Raw genomic sequence first — 19220 nt, forward strand, 5'->3', positions numbered from 1 at the left:
GGCCAGGTTACATACGTGGTGTATGTATGTAAATGGGCTCAGGAGGCCACGGTGAACCGGGCTCGGTGGTGCCGTGGCCGTTCCGCTTCGTCAAGCAGGGCCACGGCGAAGTCCTCCATCGAGATCGCCGAGCGGCCGGTGGTGTCGGCGAGCACGTCGTCGTGCCCGAGCCGGTAGCGGCCGGTGCGCTCGCCGGGCTCGATGAGCAGGGGCGGGCTGGCGTACGTCCAGTCGACGGTGGTGTCGGCGCGGTACACCTCGTGCTGGGCTCGGCAGGCGGCCGCGATCGGGCCCAGCTCGGCGGGGAAGCCCGGGGTGTCGAGCACCAGCGTCCCGCCGGAGGTGCGGAGGGTCGCCGCGCCGCCGACGGCCAGAAGCCGCACGCCGGTGGCGGCCAGGCCGGCCAGCAGGCTGCGGGTGGTGTCGACGAGTTCGGATTCGCGGCCCGGCGCGGGGCGGGTCGCGGTGATGACGAGGTCCTGGCCCCGGGCGAAGGCGGCGACGTCTTCGGGGTTCGCGGCGTCGCCGGGGCGCACGGCGGCTTCGGCCGGCAGGTCGGCGGCGCGGCGCGGATCCCGCACGACCGCGGTGACTTCGTGACCCCGGGCCAGGGCTTCGGCGACGACCCGGCGGCCGATGGCGCCGGCGGCTCCGAACACGGTGATGCGCATGAGTCTCCCTCAGTGGTTGCTTAACGCTAAGAAGCATAGCTTAGGGCTAAGTTAACGGGACGAGGAAGGGGTCTCGCGGCGGCTGGCTGGAAGCGGGGGAGGTGGCGGCCGACAGTGGGTGCGGAGCCGGGGGCGCGCTCAGGGTTACCGGATGGCGGCCCTGCGGTGTCCACTGTGGATCCTGTGGCCGCGTTCCGGCGCCGGGCCGGCTTTCCGTGCGGCGCTCGGGCCGGTGGTGCGCTCGGCCGGGTGATGCGGTGATGCCCCGGGACGTGGCTTCGGGGAAAGGTCGGCTCCGGGGGCATCACCGCCCGCGGGACAGCTGACACGGTGTCCTGCGGTGGATCCACCCTACGAACCGCCGACGGTTCTGACCAGGGCCTCGATGCGGTGTCGAAGGTTTGTCGCCCGGTCGGTCATCGGGCGTACCGAGAGTGGGCCTCCGCCGATGTCTCCTCGGGCCCGGGTTCGTCCGGCGGCCGGTCGCCGTGGCGGTGGACGATCTTCCACCCGCCATCTTCGCGCCGGTACACGTGCGTGGCGCGCAGGGTGTACGTCGTGGGCGTGCCGTTGACCGACACCGTGTTGTGCTCGAAGCCGATGGTGTAGGCGAGGTCGCCGCTCGCGCCCGCCGCGACGACCTCGAAGCGGTAGCCGAGCGAGTCGGAGAACTGGGCCGCGACGCGCTCGAACGCCGCGCCGACGTCGGCCCAGCCGGTCCGGATCGGCAGCCAGGCGCCGAAAAGGCTCACCGGGTCGGCGTGGGACCAGAGCTCGCCGCGGGGGCCGGCGTCCCCGTTGTGCATGGCCCGTTCGGCGGCGGTCTGCCGCGGCAGCACCTCGGCCAGGAAGTCGTCGGTGGGTGATGGCATGATGACTCCAATACAGTCGTGCTGTTTTCAATACAGTGAGGATGTATCGGATGAGCGGGCCGGTCAAGCGGCAGTACGACTCGAGCCGGCGCCGGGAGCAGGCGCGGGAGAACCGGCGGCGGATCCTGGGCGCGGCGCACGACCTGTTCGTCACGCGCGGTTACGGCCGGACGACCATCGCGGACGTCGCCGCCGAAGCCGGGGTCGCCCCCGAGACGGTCTACGCGGCGTTCAAGAACAAGCCCGCGCTGCTGCACCGGGCGTGGGACGTGGCCGTGGGCGGCGACGACGAGGACGTACCCCTGCTGGAGCGCCCCGAACTGCGCGCCCTGCTCGCCCAGCCCGACCTGCGGACCCGGTTCGCCGCGCTGGCCGTCTTCAACACCGCGGCCATGCGGCGGACCGCGCGGCTGCACCTGGCCGTGCGCGGCGCCGCGGCGAGCGAACCCGCGGCGGCGGCGATGCTCGACGAGATCGACCGCCAGCGGCTGGACGCGATGGCCGGGCACGCCCGGGCCGCCGCGAGCACCGGGCAGCTGGCGGTCTCCGAGGACGAATGCCGCGACGTGCTGTGGTCCACGACGGACGGGACGCTGTGGCACCAGCTCGTCGAGCGGCGCGAGTGGCCCGACGAGCGGTACGCGGCCTGGCTCGGCCGGTTGTGGGGGTCGGCCCTGCTGGCTTGACCGGCCCGGACTGCGTGCCTACCATCAAGTTGAAACTTCAACCGATCTGCGCGCAGCACGGAGCCTCGATGTCGATCTTCCGCCTGAACCACGCCGTGCTCTACGTCCGGAACCTGGCCGAAAGCGTGGCGTTCTACCGGGACGTGCTCGGCTTCGGGTACATCGACGGCGGTGACGCGCACCGGGGCGCGGCGTTCCTGCGGGCGCCCGGATCGGCCAACGACCACGACCTCGGCCTCTTCGAGATCGGCGCGGACGCCGCCGATTCCGGGGCCGGGCGGACCTCGGTGGGCCTGTACCACCTCGCGTGGGAGGTCGACACCCTCGGGGACCTCGAGCGACTCGCCGCCCGGCTCACCGAAGCGGGCGCGCTGGTCGGCTCGTCCGACCACGGAACCACGAAGTCCTTGTACGCCAAGGATCCCAGCGGGCTGGAGTTCGAGGTCGTCTGGATCATCCCCCGCGACCTGCTGACCGACGCGGACCGCACGAAGAGCGCGTCGCCCGGGCGGCTCGACCTCGCGGGCGAGCTGGCGAAGTACGGTCCCGACGCGCGCAGCGGCGTCGGGATCTCCCGCCCCTCCTAGTGCTACAGGGACACTTGTGTGCGTGACCTGGGTGAATAGAGGCACCGTCTGCGGTGGCTGGGTGGTCGTGAGTGGTAATTAGGGTTCTAACCCTAAAAAACACTCACGACCAGACATGGCAGACCGGCATCGGGGCTGTCCCGGGCAGGCCGTCTTCGGCCGCACCGAGGCAACGATCTGGCCCTGTAGTACTAGACCGCGGCACCCGCCCGCGTCGGCTCCGAAGAGCGCTGCCGGACGGACAGGTTGTCCAGCGCGAAGCGGCCCGGGCCGACGAACGCGATGAGCAGCAGCGACCAGCAGAACAGCGCGGCCGCCTCGCCGCCGTTCTGGATCGGGAACAGGCCGGTCGGCAGGTGGACGACGAAGTACGCGTAAGCCATCGAGCCGGAACCGAGCACGGCGGCGACCCGGGTGCCGAGGCCGACGCAGACGAGCACGCCGCACACGAGCTGGATGACGGCGGCCCACCAGCCGGGCCAGGCTCCGACGGCAGCGGTGGACTTCGCGCCGAACAGGCCGAAGAGCGTCTTGAGGCCGTGGCAGGCGAAGAGCAGGCCGATGACGATGCGGTAGAGCCCGACGACGTGGTCGCGGGCCGGGTCCAGGCGGTGCATGGTGCCTCCGGTGAGCGGGGAGCGGGCGGCAGCGAACCGGCCGGCTGTGCGGCCGGCCCCGTGCGAATTCAGTCACCCAGATATACCGGTCGTGGACAGTCGTCACAAGCGCCAAATGTCGTGTAAACAGTTTCGAAAATAACGAGCGAGCGTCCGCGTGGGTCCAGCCGCCTTGTGGCGCAACGAGAAGCCGCCGTACGGGTGATCTTTCCCGAGTGGTCCAGACCGCCGGATAATCCGGCTCGCACTTTCGCGATTATTTTCGAGTCTTTCGATGCGGGCACTTAACGGACGACTTAACAAATGGTGGATCCGAATGTCGTATTCCACACACCCGAATGATGTGTTGATTCCGGTGGTGTGGATCACACGAACATGTTCGCCACAGTGGCGGCGTGACTCCGGGAAGCACGTACAACCGCCGGGAGCCGCCCGGCGAAACCCGCGTTGACGCGCGAGGGGATCGTGGCGACCTGGTCTCCGGCCCCGGCCCCGCCCGCGTGAGGTGGGCGTACGACGCGCTGCTGAACGGCGCGGTCGCCACCCCGCGCGCCCCGGCCCCGAGGAGGCCTGATGACTCCGCACGTCACGATCGCCGGTGGCGGGCTGGGCGGCGTCACGCCGGCCCTGTCGCGGACAGCGAGGGCGCCCTGAGCCCGCGGCCGATCCACGCCCTGCCGGTCGGCCACCGCTGGGCGCGGTGCCGGGGGTGACCCTGCTCGGCGACGCCGCGCACGTGATGTCGCCGTTCGCCGGCGAGGGTGCGAACCTCGCCATGCTCGACGCCACCGGGCCGGCCCCTTGCGCCGGCGGACCACGTCGACGTCGAAAGCGCTCTCTCGGCCTACGAGGCCGCACTGTCCCCCCGCGCCGAAGAAGCCGCCCGGGCCTCGGCGGACAACCTCGAAACCTGCTTCGCCGCCGGCGCACTCGACGCGATGGTCGAGCAGATGAGGCGGTTCGCCGCGCAGCGCTGACAGAAGGAAAGCCCATGGATTTCGACCTCCTCGACACCGACACCGACACCGATACCGACACCGACACCGACACCGACACCGGCGACCGCGCCGTGCTCGTCCTGCGCGGCGGCGCCGGACCGCGCAGCGTCACCCCGATCGTCGCGGCGGCTGGGCCGGCTCGTCCTGCTCGACGCGATCGGCCCGGAGATCGCGGGCCACCCGGTGCGGATGCCGCAGCCGCCGCCCGGTGCGCCGGGACCGGATCCGGCCGACCCGGCCGCGATGCGGACCTACGCCGGCCCGAACCTGGCCGATCCGAACCTGCTGCGCCGTCTCGCGCGGGTCCGGATCCCGGCCCTGCTGATCTGGGGCGAAGACGACGACGCCGGCGTTCGGCAAGGCGTACGCGGCCGGGTTCGCCGACGCCCGGTTCGAAGTGGTTCCGGCGCCGGGCACCAGCCGGCGCTGCAGGCTCCGGACCGGACGTTCGACATGATCGACGAGTTCCTCGGCTGGCTTGAGGTGCCACCCCCTAAGGTGGCTCCATGGTGGACGAAGAAGTCGTCTCGGAGCGCATCCGGCAGATCGCCGCCACCCTCGAGGGCCGCGCGGGCGAGCTCACCGGCGAGCTGGTCCAGCTGTACGCCACCGATCTGCCGCAGCTGGTCAACGACGACGAGCGCATGGTGAGCCTGCTGTCGTCGAGCGTGTACCAGAACATCGAGACGGCGCTGCAGATCTTCCGGCACGGCATCGACCCGGCCGGTGTCGAACCGCCGGCCGCGGCGATCGAATACGCGCGCCGGCTGGCGCAGCGCGGCACCCCGGTGTTCGACCTGATCCGGGCCTACGACCTCGGGCAGGCCGCGATGCTCGACTTCGGGTTCGAGGAGTGCACCCGGCTGGTCGACGACGCGGCCCTGCTCGGGGCCATCATGCGCCGGCTGCTGCGGGTCGCCTACGAATTCATCACCCGGGTCGTCCGCCACCTCGTCGGCGTCTACCAGGACGAACGCGACCGCTGGCTGCTCAACCGCAGCGCCGCGCGGGCGGCGAAGGTGGCCGACCTGCTCGACGGCAACGGCGGCCCGCCCGACGTCGACGCGGCCGAGGCGCTGATCGGCTACCGCCTGCGCGGCACACACGTGGGGATGATCGTCTGGCACGCGTCGGAGGCCTTCGCCGACGACGCGCTCTCGCTGCTGGAGTCCGTCGCGGGCGCGGTGTTCGAGCGCGTCGGCGGGCAGGGGCGTCCGCTGTTCGTGCCCCGCGACGAGGCCAGCGCCTGGGTGTGGCTGCCGCTCGCCCCGGGCGCGACGGTCGGCCGCGAGCACCTCGACGCGGCGCTCGCCGAAGCCGGCGTGCGGGTGACCGTCGGCGACCCGGGCACCGGGGTCGCCGGCTTCCGCGACACCCACCAGCAGGCCCGCCGGGTGCACGCGCTGGCCCTGGCGGCGGGGGAGCACTGCGACCGCGTGCTGACCTTCCGCGAGGTCGGCACGGTCGCGCTGATGACGAGCGACCTGAACGCGGCCCGCCTGTGGGTCGCGAGCACGCTCGGCCCGCTGGCCGCCGACGACGAGAACTGCGGCCGCCTGCGCGAGACGCTGCAGGTGTTCCTGACCACCGGCGGCAGCTACACGGCGGCGGCCGCCGAGCTGACGATGCACAAGAACTCGGTGCAGTACCGCGTCCGCAAGGCCCAGGAGCTCCTCCCGCGCGGCCTCGGCGACGGGCGGCTGGACGTCGAGCTGGCCCTGGCCCTGTGCTGCCGCCTGGGCTCGGCGGTGCTCTCCCCGGCGTGATTTTGGTGTCCCGGACCACCGGGGCCGAAGATCGTTGGGCCGGCGGCACGAAGCCGGTGCGCTGATCTTCGCTTACCGTGCTCGCATGGGTGAGAACGGTGGGATGCTCGCACTGGTGCGGCTACGCCGGGGCGTCGTCGGCGAGAGCAGACGCGTCTGTCACCTGATCCCGGTGCCGGCCGGTCCGGTGCCGGAGCACCTGACGGCGTTGTGCGGGGAGTCGATCTTCCCGGGGGAAGCCGAAGTACTGGACGGGCTGCGGGGCATGCCGTGCCACGGGTGCCTGGTGCGCAGCGCGCCGTCGGGTCCGGGCCTGCTGGCGAACGCGGGCTGAGCTCGCGGCAGGTCCCGGTCACGTCCGGTGTGGACACCGCCCTCCGCGCGACTGAATCGATTTCGTGAAAATGTCCCCTGCATGCGGGCCGAAACCGAGTGACCGAATGGCCGGTCGGTGAATATCCGACCGGAATCGTGACCTATTCGGTCGCTATCACGGTCGGTAGTCGATCGAATGTCCACAGTGGCCATCGATCACGATTTCGCTGTGGAACACGTGCGAAACTGCTGCGTCTGGTCCAGGTTCGATAGGTCATTCGGCTGAATTCTGCGGATTACGTACCCCTGGACGGTGTCGTGCCCCTTAACCTTGCGTGATTCTTCGTCAATCGCACTGGGGAGTGAGATGAAGTCCACGGCACCACCTTGGTTTCCGCGCGCCTATTCGCCGTCGGGGGCCGACGGCCGGCGATGACACAAGCCGGAATTCTCAGAAGTTTCGCGGAAATCGCCCGGCGCTCGCCTGATCTGATCGCGGTGCTCGAGGACTCCGGGACCGTGCGCTACGGCAGGCTGGCCGCGCTGGCCGGCGGGCACGCCGCGCGCCTGCTCGACGCCGGGGTGCGGCCGGGGGAGTTCGTCGGCCTGGTCACCGGGCACGGGAGCGCCACCATCGCCGCGATCCTCGGCACGCTGGCCGCGGGCTGCGCCTACGTCCCGCTGGACCCGACGTTCCCGCGGGATCGGCTCGCCCACCAGGTCGCGGCCGCCCGGGTGTCGGCCGTGCTGGCCGATCCCGAGCACCTCGAGCTGGCGGAAGCGTTGTGCCGCACCGGCTCCGCTCGCGTGGTGCGGTCCGGGAAGGACGGTGGGAACGGCGATGGCGGGGACACCGCGCCGCTGCCGGTGCCCGACCCGGACCCGGACGTGCCGGCCTACGTGCTGTTCACCTCCGGCTCCACCGGGACGCCGAAGGCGGTCGCGCAGACCCACCGCAACCTGCGGCACGTGGTGGACAACCAGATCGCGACGCTCGGCATCACCGCCGCCGACCGGGTCAGCCTGCTGGCCTCCTTCGGCTTCGACGCGGCCATCCCCGACCTCTACCCGGCGCTGCTGACCGGCGCCGCCGTGGTGCCGGTCGACGTCCGCGCCCACGGCGTGGCCCACGCGGCCCGCGAGCTCGCGCGGCACGCGGTGACCGTCTACCACTCGACGCCCACGGTCTACCGCTACCTGCTCGACGCCCTCGAAGGGGACCTGCCCTCGGTGCGGATCGTCCTGCTCGGCGGCGAACAGGCCGCCTACGCCGACGTCCGCCGCGGCCGGTTCGCGCCCGGGTGCGTGTTCGTCAACGGCTACGGCGCGACCGAGGTCACCTTCGCCGCCCAGTACCGGCTGACCGCCGCGGACGTCGACGACCACGCCACCGGCCCGCTGCCCATCGGGACCGCGCTGCCGGGCTACACGCTCACCGTGCTCGACGGCGGTGAGCTGGAAGTCAGCGGCGAGTACCTGGTCGACGGCTACTTCGGTCAGCCGGGCCCGGCGTTCGGCACCACCGGCGGCGGTGTCCGCAGCTACCGCACCGGCGACCTCGGCCGGGTCCTGCCCGACGGGAACCTGGTCTGCCTCGGCCGGCTGGACCGGCAGGTCAAGGTGCGCGGGTTCCGGATCGAGCTGACCGAGATCGAGACGCGGCTCGGCGAACGGCCCGAAGTCGCCGAAGCCCGGGCGATCGTCCGCGCCGGGGAACTGCTCGCCTACGTCGTCCCGGAGCCGGGGGCCCGCCCGGACGGGACGGCGCTGCGGTCGGCGCTGGCCGAGGTGCTGCCCGGGCACGCGGTGCCCGGGGCCGTGATCGTGGTCGCGGCGTTCCCGCTCACCGTCAGCGGCAAGCTCGACGAGGAAGCGCTTCCGGACCCGCGGCCGCCCGGGCCCTTCGCCGCCGGGCCGATGACGCCGGCGGAGCGCCGGGTGCACGCGATCTGGTGCGCGGTGCTCGGGCACGACCGGATCGGCACCACGGACGCCTTCTTCGACGTCGGTGGCCACTCGCTGCTGCTGGGCCGGGTCCAGCAGCGGCTGGCCGCCGAGTTCGGGGCCGGCGTCCCGCTGCTGAGCCTGCTGGAGCACCCGACGGTCGCGGCGCAGGCCGCGTACCTGGAACAATCCACTTCGGACATTGCGACGGCCGCCGGGCACGAGCAAGGGGCGGCCGAACCCGGCAGCGACCTGATCGCCGTCGTCGGGCTGGCCTGCCGGTTCCCCGGCGCGCCGGATGCCGGGGCGTTCTGGTGGAACCTCTGCGCGGGCGCCGACGCCATCCACGACTACACCGACGACGAGCTGGCCGCGCTCGGCATCGGCCCGGGCCTGCGGGCCGACCCCGCGCACGTGCGCGCCGGGGGACGGCTCGACGGCATCGAGGACTTCGACGCCGGGTTCTTCGGGTTCACCGCCGAAGAAGCCGCGCTGACCGACCCGCAGCACCGGCTCTTCCTGGAGACGGCGTGGCGGGCGCTGGAGGACGCGGGCCGCGACCCGGCACGGGAACACGGCCCGGTCGGCGTGTTCACCTCGGCCGGGGTGAACCGGTACTTCCTGTTCCACCTGTTCGGGAACCCGGCCGTGACCGGCGACGCCGACCCCGACGACTGGGAAGGCCGGCTGCTCGGCCGCCAGCTCACCGACCACCTGCCCGGCCAGGTGGCCTACCGGCTGGGCCTGACCGGGCCCGCGGTGGCCGTCCAGAGCGCCTGCTCCAGCTCGCTGGCCGCGGTCGGGCTGGCCGCCCAGAGTCTCGCGGAGTACCGCTGCGACCTGGCGATCGCCGGCGGGGTCAGCATCACGTGGCCGCGCTACCGCGCTGGCGGCATGGCTTCGCCGGACGGCCGCTGCCGGTCGTTCGACGCGGCGGCCGACGGCGCCGGGTTCGGCTCGGGCGCCGGGGTCGTGGTGCTGCGGCGGCTGTCGGACGCGCTCGCCGACTCCGACCACATCCACGCCGTGCTGCCCGGCTGGGCGATGACCAACGACGGCGGCGACCGCGCCGGGTACGCCGTGCCGAGCCCGGCGGGCCAGGCCGCCGCGGTCGCCGAGGCGCTGGCCGTGGCCGAGGTCGACCCGGCCGAGGTCCGGCTGATCGAGGCGCACGGCAGCGGCACCCCGCTGGGCGACGCCATCGAGGTGGCCGCGCTCAACCGGGTGTACCGGGACCTCCCGCCCGGCACCTGCGCGCTCGGCTCGGTCAAGACGAACATCGGCCACCTCGACGCGGCCGCCGGCGTGGCCGGGCTGATCAAGGCCGTGCTTGCGGTGCGCCACGGCGTGATCCCGCCGAACCTGCACTTCACCGCGCCGCACCCGGAGGTCGACCTGGCCGGCGGGCCGTGTTATGTGCCGGTCAAGGCCGCCGACTGGCCGGACGTGCCGCGGCGGGTGGCCGGGGTGAGCGCGTTCGGGATGGGCGGGACCAACGTCCACGTGCTCGTCGAAGAGGCGCCGGCGCCCGGGCCGCGGGTGACGGCGGACGGCCCGCACGTCCTGCCGGTGTCGGCGCGGGACCGCGGCGCCCTGCGCGAGGCGCTGTCGGGGTTGCGGGACCGGCTCGCGGCCGACCCGCCGGAGCTGGCCGACGTCGCCTACACCCTCGCCGTCGGCCGCCGGGAGCTCGACGTCCGCGCGGCCGTGGTCGCGACGACCGCGGCCGAGGCCGTCGAAGGTCTCGAGGCGTTGCTGGCGGCCGGGACCGACCTGGCCGGGCCGCCCGGGGCGGCCCGGGAACTGGCCGCCCGCTGGGTGGGCGGCGCCGGCGTCGACTGGGCCGCCCGGCACGACGGCGCCCGCCCGGGCCGGGTGCCACTGCCCGGCTATCCGTTCCAGCACAGCAGGTTCTGGATCGACCCGCCGGCTCGGGGACACCACCCGTGAGCCGCACGCACCACCACACGGCCGCCACCGCGGCCGTGCCGAACTGGGGAGTTCACGTTGACCGACACGTTGCCCGGCACGGGCATCGACGGCCCGGCACGGTTTTCGACCGCACCGTCCTATTCGGACACAACCGTCGCCGCGCTGATCCTGGCGCAGGCGGAACGGACGCCGGACGTACTCGCCGTGCGGCAGGGCGCCACCCGGCTCACCTACGCTGAACTCGTCGCCGCGGCGTGGGGCGTGGCGGCGGCCCTGCGCGAGCGCGGTGTGGGCCGCCAGACCCGGGTCGGGGTGTGCGGGCACCGGACGCCCGCGCTGGTGACCACCGTCCTCGGCGTCCTGTTCTCCGGCGGCTGTTACGTCCCGCTCGAACCGGGCGGACCGCGGGCCCGGCTGTCCGGGATCGTCGCCGACGCCGGGGTCTCGCTGGTGATCGGCGACGCCGCCGTCGCGGAGTTCGGTCCCGCGCTGGGGATCGACGTCCCGCCGCCCGCCGCGCCCGGGGTCTGCCCGGCCACGCCGGACAGCACCGCGCACGTGCTCTACACCTCCGGTTCGACCGGGCGGCCGAAGGGCGTGCTCACCACCCACCGCAACATCGTCGCGTTCGCCGGCGGGTTCGCCGGGCGGCTGGGCGTCGGCCCGGACACCCGCACCCTCGGCATCGCCTCGCCGGGGTTCGACGCCTTCACGATGGACGTCTTCGTGCCGCTGATCGCCGGCGGCTCGGTCCAGCTCGCGAGCTCGGCCGACCGGGCGGACCCGGAACGGCTCCGCCGGTTCGTCGTCGAGCACGACGTGAACTGGGGGTTCATCACCCCGACGCTGCTGTCGCTGCTGGACCCCGAAGACGTGCCCGGCTGGCGGACCATCGCCTGCGGTGGCGAGCCGGTGCCCGCCGAGCTGGCCGCCCGCTGGCTGCCCGGCCGCCGGTTCTTCAACGTCTACGGCCCGACCGAAACGACCGTCGTCGTGGTCACCGACGAGGTGACCGGCATCCCGGCCGACCCGCTGCCGCTGGGCACGCCGACGCCGGACCACCGCGCGCACGTCGTCGACGCCCAGCTGCGGCCCGTCCCGCCGGGCGAGGTGGGCGAGCTGGTCATCGGCGGTCCGGGCGTGGCCGCGGGGTACCTGGGCAGCCCGGAGCTGACCGCGCGGAAGTTCGTCGAAGACCCGTTCACCCCGGGGGAGCGGCTCTACCGCACCGGCGACCTGGCCCGGCTCCGCCCCGACGGCAGGCTGGAGTTCGCCGGCCGCGCCGACCGCCAGGTGAAGGTCCGCGGCCAGCGGATCGAGCTCGGCGAGGTCGAGGCCATCCTCGGTGCGCACCCCGGCGTCGACGCCGTCGCCGTGGAAGCCGTGCCGGGTCCCGGCGGCACCCGGCTGGTCGCGTTCCTCTCCCCGGCGTCGGCGCCCTCCGACGAGGACATCCACGCCTACGCCGGAGACCGGCTGACCGAGGCGATGCGCCCGGCCACGATCCGGCGCTTGGCCGCGCTGCCCGTCAACACCGTCACCGGCAAGGTCGACCGGCCTGCCCTGCGGGCCCTCGCCGAGAGCGAGCCGGTGGCGGCCGAGGCGCCCGGATCCCCGGTGGAGGCGGTGTGGCGGAAGGTGCTCGGGCCGGGCGCCGGGACCGACTTCCTGCGCTCCGGCGGCGATTCGATCTCCGCGATGCGGCTGGTCGCGGCGCTGCGGGCCGAGTTCGCCGCCGACGTGTCCGTCGAAGACGTCCTCGCCGGGCGGACCCTGGCCGAGCTCACCCGGCGGGTGGCCGCGGCCGCCCCGCTCACCGGGGCCGGGCCGACGACCGGGCACGCGCCCGCGCTGTCCCCGCCGCAGCGGCGGCTGTGGTTCCTCGACCAGCTCGCCCCGGACGCGGCGCCGTACAACATCGCGATGGCGTTCCGGCTGACCGGCCCCCTCGACGTCGAGGCGCTGCGGGCCGCGCTGCGGGCGGTGGCCGAACGGCACGACGTGCTGCGCTGGCGGATCCGGCCGGTCGACGGGGTCCCGCGGGCCGAGTGCCTGCCCCCGGGCGAGGTGGCCCTGCCGGTCGTCCCGGTGGCCGCCGAAGCCGTGGCCGACCGGCTGGCCGCCGACGCGGCGACGCCGGTGCGGCTCGACCGCGAGCCGCCGTGGCGTGTGCGGCTCTACGAGCTGGGTCCCGACGAGCACGTCCTCGGGTGCACGCTGCACCACGCGGTGTTCGACGGCTGGTCGCAGGAACTCCTCTGCGCCGACCTCGGCGCGGCCTACCGCGGCGGGACACTGGCGCCACTCACGGTGTCCTATGCGGACTACGCGGTCTGGCGCGCGGACCGCGACCGCCGCCGGGAAGCCGCCGACCTGGCCTGGTGGACCGAGCACCTGGCCGGTGCGCCGTCCACTGTGGACCTGCCACGGGACCGGCCGCGCCCGGCCGTGCAGACCTACCGCGGGGCGAGCCACCACCAGGCGTTCCCCGCCGGCGTCGCCGAGGCCGCCCGGGACCTGGCCCGGCGCACCGGGACCACCCGCGTCGGCGTGGTGCTGGCCGCGTTCGGGCAGCTCCTGCGGCGCCTCACCGGCGGGGACGACCACCTGGTCGCCACCGTCGTCGCGGACCGGCAGCTGGCCGAAACCCAGGACGTCGCCGGGTTCTTCGTGGACATCGTCCCGGTGCGGCTGCGGGCCGGGGACGCGGACTTCACCACGCTCGTGCGGACCAGCGGCGACGAGCTCCTGGCCGCCACCGCCCACCCGGCGGCGCCGATCGACCGGCTCGTGGACGCGCTCGGTGTCCCTCGCGACCCGTCGCGGGCGCCGCTCGTGCAGGTGATGGTCAACGTCCTGAACTTCACCGAACCCCGGCTCGACCTGCCCGGGGTGCGCGCGGCGTGGCTGCCGGTCGGGAAGCCCGGCTCCCCGTTCGACCTGACGGTCTACGTCCTCGAACACGGGATCGAGCTGCTCTACAACCCGGACCTGTTCGACCCGGCCCGGATGGCCGCGCTGGCCGAGGACTTCACGGCGCTGCTCGCCGCGCTCGTCGCCGAGCCGGACCGGCCGGCCGCCGCGTGCGCGCCGGAGCTCCCGCGGCCCGCCGTCCGGGCCACCGCGCCGGGTGCCGCCGGTCGTGCCCCGGCGCGGGCGGATCCGGAGCCCGTCGCCGACCCCGTTGCGCTGGCGGCCACCGAGGCGGTCATCGCGGCGGTCTGGCGGGAGGTGCTCGGCCGCGACGGCGTGGGCGTGACCGACAACTTCTTCGACATCGGCGGGCATTCGCTCGCACTGGCCCGCGTCCACGCCGAGGTCACCGCCCGGCTCGGCCGCCGCATCCCGATGGTGGACCTGTTCACCCACCCCACCGTCCGTGCCCTCGCCACCCACCTGCACGCGGGGGCCGCACCCAGCCCCGAGCTCGCCCGCGCCGCCGAGCGGGTCGCCGCCCGCCGGGGGCGCACCCCGTCCAGAAGACCCCGCCGCAGTGCCGGCACGACCGGCCAGGAACAGGAGCGACCGCAGTGACCCACGACCTCGAACCCGATGCGAGCGCCGAACCGATCGCCATCGTCGGGATGGCCGCCCGCGTCCCCGGCGCCGGTGATCTCCGGCAGTTCTGGCGCAACCTCGTCGACGGCGTCGAGTCCATCAAGCCCGCCACCCGCGAGGAACTGCTCGCCCGCGGCGCGGACCCGGCCACGCTGGACGACCCCAGCTGGGTCAACGCCACGACCATGGTCGAGGGCTTCGACGAGTTCGACGCCGGCCTGTTCGGCATGACCAGCCGCGAAGCCGAGATCACCGACCCGCAGCACCGTGTGTTCCTCGAAGCCTGCCACTCGGCGCTGACCGACGGCGGCTACGACCCGGCCCGCTACCGCGGGGCGATCGGGGTCTACGGCGGCACCGGGCGGACCGGCTACCTGATCGAGAACCTGCTGCGCAACGAGCGCGTGATGGCGTCGCAGCACGGCGGCATCGGGATGTCGACCGGCAACCAGCCGAGCTACCTGACGACGTCGGTGTCCTACAAGCTGAACCTGCGCGGCCCGAGCCTCGCGATCCACACGGCGTGCTCGACGTCGCTGGTCGCGGTGCACCTGGCCTGCGAGGCCCTGCGCAACGGCGAGTGCGAGATGGCGCTGGCCGGCGGCGTGAACCTGGAGATGCCGCACGGCATCGGGTACATGGGCGTCGAAGGCTTCACCTCGCCGGACGGGCACGTCCGCGCGTTCGACGCCGGTGCCAACGGCACGGTGTGGAGCAGCGGCGTCGGCGTCGTCCTGGTCAAGCGGCTCGCGCAGGCCCTGGAGGACGGCGACCACATCCGGGCGGTCGTGCTCGGCAACGCGATCAACAACGACGGTGCCACGAAGGTCGGCTTCTCGGCGCCGAGCGTCACGGGCCAGACCGAGGCCATCGCGCAGGCGGTCGGCATGGCCGGGGTCAGCCCGCGCACCATCGGATACGTCGAGGCGCACGGCACCGGAACCGCGCTGGGCGACCCGATCGAGGTCACCTCCCTGTCCACTGTGTACGGACATGGGGTCGCGGACAGCGGCTGGTGCGCCATCGGGTCGGTGAAGTCGAACATCGGCCACCTGTCCCAGGCGGCCGGCGTGGTGGCGCTGATCAAGACCGTCCTGGCGATGGAGCACGGGCTGATCCCGCCGACCATCAACTACGAAGAACCCAACCCGGGCATCGACTTCCCGCGCAGCCCGTTCTTCCCGGCGCGGACGGTGACCAAGTGGGAGGCGGCCGACACCCCGCGCCGGGCGGGTGTCAGCTCCTTCGGCGTCGGCGGTACCAACGCCCACCTGGTGCTGGAGGAGGCCCCGGCGCCGCGGCGGCACCGCCGCCCGCACCCGGCGCACCTGCTCCGGGTCTCGGCGAAGACGCCGGAGACCCTGGCCACCGCGGTCGAGCGCCTTGCCGACCGGCTGGCCGGGGACGTCGACCTCGACCTCGCCGACGTCGCGCACACCCTCGCGGCCGGGCGCACCGAGTACCCGCACCGCGCGGTCGTCGTCGCCCGCGACTCCGAAGACGCGGTCGACGGCCTGCGCGACCCGCGGCGCCTGCTGACCGCGCAGGCGGCCGAGCTCAAGGTGGCGTTCCTGTTCTCCGGCCAGGGTTCGCAGTACGCCGGGATGGCCGCCGAGCTGTACCGGAGCGAGCCCGTGTTCGCCGCGGCCGTCGACGAGTGCTGCGAGCTGGCCGGCCTGCCGGGCCTGAAGGAGCTGATCTTCGACCGCGGCGGGGACGCGCGGCTGCGGGAGACCCGCTACACCCAGCCCGCGCTGTTCGTCGTCGAGTACGCGCTGGCCGTGCTGTGGCGCAGCTGGGGCGTGCGGCCCGGGGCGATGATCGGCCACTCGGTCGGCGAGTACGTCGCCGCGACCGTCGCCGGGGTGTTCACCCTGGCCGACGCGGTGGCGCTGGTCGTCCGGCGCGGCGAGCTGATGCAGGCGATGCCGGCCGGCGCGATGCTCGCCGTCCAGCTCGACGAAGAGGCCGTGACGCAGCGGCTGCCGGAAGGCCTGGCGATCGCGGGCGTCAACGGCCCGGGCACCTGCGTCGTCGCCGGGCCGTCCGACGCGGTCGCCGGCTTCGCCGCGCTGCTCAGGTCGAGTGACGTGCAGTGCCGTGAGCTGGTGACCTCGCACGCCTTCCACTCGCCGATGATGGACCCGATCCTGGCGGAGTTCACCGAGGCCGTCGCCGCGGTACCGCGCTCGGCGCCGTCGCTGCCGTTCCTGTCGAACCTGACCGGCGGCTGGATCACCGATACGCAGGCCATCGATCCGGCGTACTGGGCCGCGCACCTGCGCCAGGCCGTCCGGTTCGGCGACTGCGTCCGGACGCTGTTCGCCGGAGGCGACCGCTGGGCGCTCGTCGAATGCGGCCCGGGACACCAGCTGGCCGGGCTCGCCCGCGGCCAGGTACCCAAGGGCCTGCCCGCGCCGCAGCCGAGCCTGCCCGGCCGCACCGACCGCGAAGGCGACGTCGAAACGCTCTACGCCGCGGCCGGTCTGCTGTGGACACACGGGGTATCCATCGAGGCACCGGCTGCCGGGTACCGGGTGCCGCTGCCCGGCTACCCGTACGCGCGCAAGCGCTACTGGGTCGACCCCGACCCGGCGGGGACGGCCACCGAGCCGGTGCGGCCGAGCGGGCCGCAGCCCCTCGACGAGTGGTTCGCCGTGCCGTCCTGGCGCCAGGACGGGCCGCAGCTTCGGCGTGAGCCCTTCGCCACCTGCCTCGCGTTCGTCGACGACGACGTCCTGCCCGGACTGCTGCGGGATGCCGGGGTCGCGGTCACCGAAGTCCGCCCGGGCGAGCGGTTCGCCGCCGTCGAGGATGGCTTCACCCTGCGGCCCGGGGTCCGCGAGGACTACGACGCACTCGTCGCCGCGCTCGGCGCCCGCCCGGAGCGGGTCGTCCACGCGTGGGCGCTCGGCGGGACCGAGACCGGCATGGCCGCCCAGGACCGCGGGTTCTTCAGCGTCCTCAACCTGGTCCAGGCCTGGGGCGAGCCGGTCCGGATCGACGTGCTGAGCACCGGCACCGCCGACGTCACCGGCACCGACCTGACCCGGCCCGAGCACGCGACCCTGGCGGGCATCGCCCGGGTCGTCCCCCTCGAAGTCCCGGGCACGGTCGTGCGGCGGATCGACATCGAGCGCCTGTCCGGCGAGGTCGTGGCCGAGCTGTTCGGACCGGCCGGCGCGGCCGAGGTCGCGCTGCGCCGCGGCCGTCGCTGGGTCCAGGAGCACACGCAGCTCACCGTGCCCGAGGTGACGCCGCCGGTGCTGCGCGAAGGCGGCCGGTACCTGATCACCGGCGGGACCGGCGGCATCGGCATCACCCTCGCCGAAGACTTCGCCCTGCGCGTCCGCGCGAAGCTGATCCTGCTGACCCGAGGCGGCCTGCCGCCCCGCGAGGACTGGGCCGCGCACACCGGCGACGACCGGGTGGGCCGCGCGATCCGCGCGATCCGGCGGATGGAAGCCGCCGGCGCGGTGGTGCACGTGCTCGCCGCCGACGTCACCGACCCGGCCCGGTTACGGGAAGTCCGCGAGCTGGCCGAGCGCGAATTCGGCGGGCTCGACGGCATCGTGCACGCGGCCGGGCTCCCCGGCGGCGGCGTCGCCGAAGTCAAGGAGCGGACGGCCGCGGAAGCGGTGCTGACGCCGAAGATCGGCGGCACCCTGGCCCTGGCCGAGGCCTTCGCCGATCTGCCGATGGACTTCGTCGCGCTGTGCTCGTCGGTCACCGCGGTCTCCGGCGACTTCGGGCAGGTCGACTACTGCGCGGCCAACAACTTCCTCGACGCCTACGCCCGGGGCGACCACGGCTGGCAGGCCCGCGTCGTCTCGCACAACTGGGGCGGCTGGGACGAGGTCGGCATGGCCGCCGAGGTGGCCGCACCGACGACCATCCGCTCCACCCGCACGAAGGCGGACGGCCCGGTCGCCCACCCGGTGCTCACCACCCGCACCGGCGAGAGCTGCCACGGGCTCGTCTCGGCGGCCGGGCACTGGCTGCTGGCCGAGCACCGGATCGCCGGTGTGCCGGTCGTCCCGGGCACCGGCCACCTGGAAACCGTGCGGGCCGCGGTCGAGGCCGCTTTGCCGCGCCCCGGCGACGGCCACGTCGTCGAACTGCAGGACGTCGCCTTCCTGGAGCCCTTCTCGGTGCCGGAAGGCACCGTCGCGGAGTACCGGGTCGGCTTCGACGGCGACGGCTTCACGGTGACCAGCCGCGCGGCCGGGGTGACGAAGGTGCACGTCCGCGGCTCGGCGGGCTGGGTCGCGGCGCCCACGACGTCCACTGTGGACCTCGACGCGGTGCGCGGCCGGACCAGCGTGCTCGACGACGGCAACGCCTTCGGCACCGGCCGGACCAGCATGGTCACCTTCGGCCCCCGCTGGGCCGCGCTGCGCACCCACCGCGTCGGCGCACACGAGGAGCTGGCCTCGCTCGTCGCACCGGACGCGGCGGCCGGGGACAAGGGCTGGGGGCTGCACCCGGCGCTGCTCGACGTCGCGACCGCGTTCGGCCGCGGCCGGGGGAGTGGCACCTACCTGCCGATGAGCTACGGGCGGGTGGTCGTGCACGCCCCGCTCCCGGCGAGCTTCCACAGCCACCTCCGCTACCGGGACGCCGGCGGCGACCAGGTCATCTCGGCCGACCTGACGCTGTGCGACGACACCGGCCGCGTGCTGGTCGAGATCGAGGACTTCGTGCTGCGGCAGGTCGACGAGAACGCGGTCAGCGGCGGCCTCGCGGGGGTGTCACCGAAGTCCACTGTGGACTCTGCGGGCATCCGGCCGGTCGACGGCGCCGAGGCGTTCCTGCGGGCCCTGACGCCCGGCCTCGGCGGCCAGGTGGTGATCAGCACCCGCCCGGTAGCCGACCTGTTCGCCCGCCGGGTCACCGCCGAACGGCTGGAAGATGCCGAAGAGGTCGCGGAGACGGTGTCGACGCAGGCGCAGGACGACTACGTCGCCCCGCGCACCGACCTCGAGGCGGAGATCGCCCGGCAGTGGGCCGAGGTGCTCGGCGTCGAGCGCGTCGGCGTCCACGACGACTTCTTCGCCCTCGGCGGCAACTCCCTGGTCGCCATCCAGCTGATCGCCCAGGTCCGCAAGACCACCGGCGCCCGGCTGGCCATGAAGACGCTGTTCGAATCCTCCACGGTGGCCGCACTGGCCGAGCGGATCGAGGAACTGCGCGAGGCGTCGCTTTCACGTGAAAGCGACGCCTCGGCGGAGCCGGAACCGGCCGTGGCCACCATCCCCAAGCTCGAGCGCTGAA

Annotated in this window: 11 protein-coding genes and 1 pseudogene; 8 read left to right on the forward strand and 4 right to left on the reverse strand. The window is 73.8% G+C overall.

The window, feature by feature from the left end; all coding sequences use genetic code 11:
* Positions 1-38 precede the first annotated feature (38 nt).
* Positions 39-671 carry an NAD(P)-dependent oxidoreductase gene (locus tag ACLJQF_RS29745; RefSeq protein ID WP_410613639.1) on the reverse strand — a complete coding sequence of 211 codons (633 nt, stop codon included), beginning with the start codon at positions 669-671 and terminating at the stop codon, positions 39-41.
* Between the two features lie 416 nt (positions 672-1087).
* Positions 1088-1543 (reverse strand): YybH family protein, encoded by a 456-nt coding sequence (locus ACLJQF_RS29750; RefSeq protein WP_410613640.1) that lies wholly within the window; start codon positions 1541-1543, stop codon positions 1088-1090.
* A 50-nt stretch (positions 1544-1593) separates the two neighbouring features.
* Here ACLJQF_RS29750 and ACLJQF_RS29755 point away from each other — a divergent pair, with 50 nt between their 5' ends.
* Positions 1594-2229, forward strand: coding sequence for a TetR/AcrR family transcriptional regulator (locus ACLJQF_RS29755; RefSeq protein ID WP_410613641.1), 636 nt, complete (start codon positions 1594-1596; stop codon positions 2227-2229).
* Positions 2230-2297: 68 nt separating this feature from the next.
* Positions 2298-2816, forward strand: a complete 519-nt coding sequence (locus tag ACLJQF_RS29760) for a VOC family protein (protein ID WP_410613642.1) — start codon at positions 2298-2300, stop codon at positions 2814-2816.
* A gap of 191 nt (positions 2817-3007) precedes the next feature.
* Here ACLJQF_RS29760 and ACLJQF_RS29765 read toward each other — a convergent pair whose 3' ends face one another.
* Entirely contained in the window at positions 3008-3433 is a 426-nt protein-coding gene (locus ACLJQF_RS29765) for a DoxX family protein (protein ID WP_410613643.1), read from the reverse strand.
* 629 nt (positions 3434-4062) lie between these two features.
* Here ACLJQF_RS29765 and ACLJQF_RS29770 point away from each other — a divergent pair.
* Positions 4063-4410 (forward strand): annotated as a pseudogene (locus ACLJQF_RS29770) (FAD-dependent oxidoreductase); the annotation flags it as partial.
* A 129-nt stretch (positions 4411-4539) separates the two neighbouring features.
* On the opposite strand, the gene ACLJQF_RS29775 reads toward ACLJQF_RS29770, so the two are convergent.
* Positions 4540-4848 carry a hypothetical protein gene (locus ACLJQF_RS29775; RefSeq protein ID WP_410613644.1) on the reverse strand — a complete coding sequence of 103 codons (309 nt, stop codon included), beginning with the start codon at positions 4846-4848 and terminating at the stop codon, positions 4540-4542.
* Between the two features lie 89 nt (positions 4849-4937).
* Here ACLJQF_RS29775 and ACLJQF_RS29780 point away from each other — a divergent pair, with 89 nt between their 5' ends.
* The 5 genes from ACLJQF_RS29780 to ACLJQF_RS29800 all read left to right on the forward strand — a co-directional run bounded on the left by ACLJQF_RS29780 (position 4938) and on the right by ACLJQF_RS29800 (position 19219).
* The gene (locus ACLJQF_RS29780) at positions 4938-6197 is read left to right on the forward strand and encodes a PucR family transcriptional regulator (RefSeq protein WP_410613645.1); all 1260 of its coding nucleotides are present in this window, start codon (positions 4938-4940) and stop codon (positions 6195-6197) included.
* Positions 6198-6300: 103 nt separating this feature from the next.
* On the forward strand, positions 6301-6531 hold the full coding sequence (locus ACLJQF_RS29785) for a hypothetical protein (protein ID WP_410613684.1): 231 nt from the start codon (positions 6301-6303) through the stop codon (positions 6529-6531).
* Positions 6532-6944: 413 nt separating this feature from the next.
* Positions 6945-10406 (forward strand): beta-ketoacyl synthase N-terminal-like domain-containing protein, encoded by a 3462-nt coding sequence (locus tag ACLJQF_RS29790; protein ID WP_410613646.1) that lies wholly within the window; start codon positions 6945-6947, stop codon positions 10404-10406.
* A gap of 57 nt (positions 10407-10463) precedes the next feature.
* Positions 10464-13922 carry an amino acid adenylation domain-containing protein gene (locus tag ACLJQF_RS29795; protein WP_410613647.1) on the forward strand — a complete coding sequence of 1153 codons (3459 nt, stop codon included), beginning with the start codon at positions 10464-10466 and terminating at the stop codon, positions 13920-13922.
* A complete protein-coding gene (locus ACLJQF_RS29800) occupies positions 13919-19219 on the forward strand; it encodes an SDR family NAD(P)-dependent oxidoreductase (protein WP_410613648.1) in 5301 nt (1766 codons plus the stop codon). The genes ACLJQF_RS29795 and ACLJQF_RS29800 overlap by 4 nt, the downstream gene beginning before the upstream one ends.
* Position 19220: the final 1 nt, after the last annotated feature.

The organism is Amycolatopsis sp. lyj-109, from assembly GCF_046548995.1.
GTDB lineage: Bacteria > Actinomycetota > Actinomycetes > Mycobacteriales > Pseudonocardiaceae > Amycolatopsis.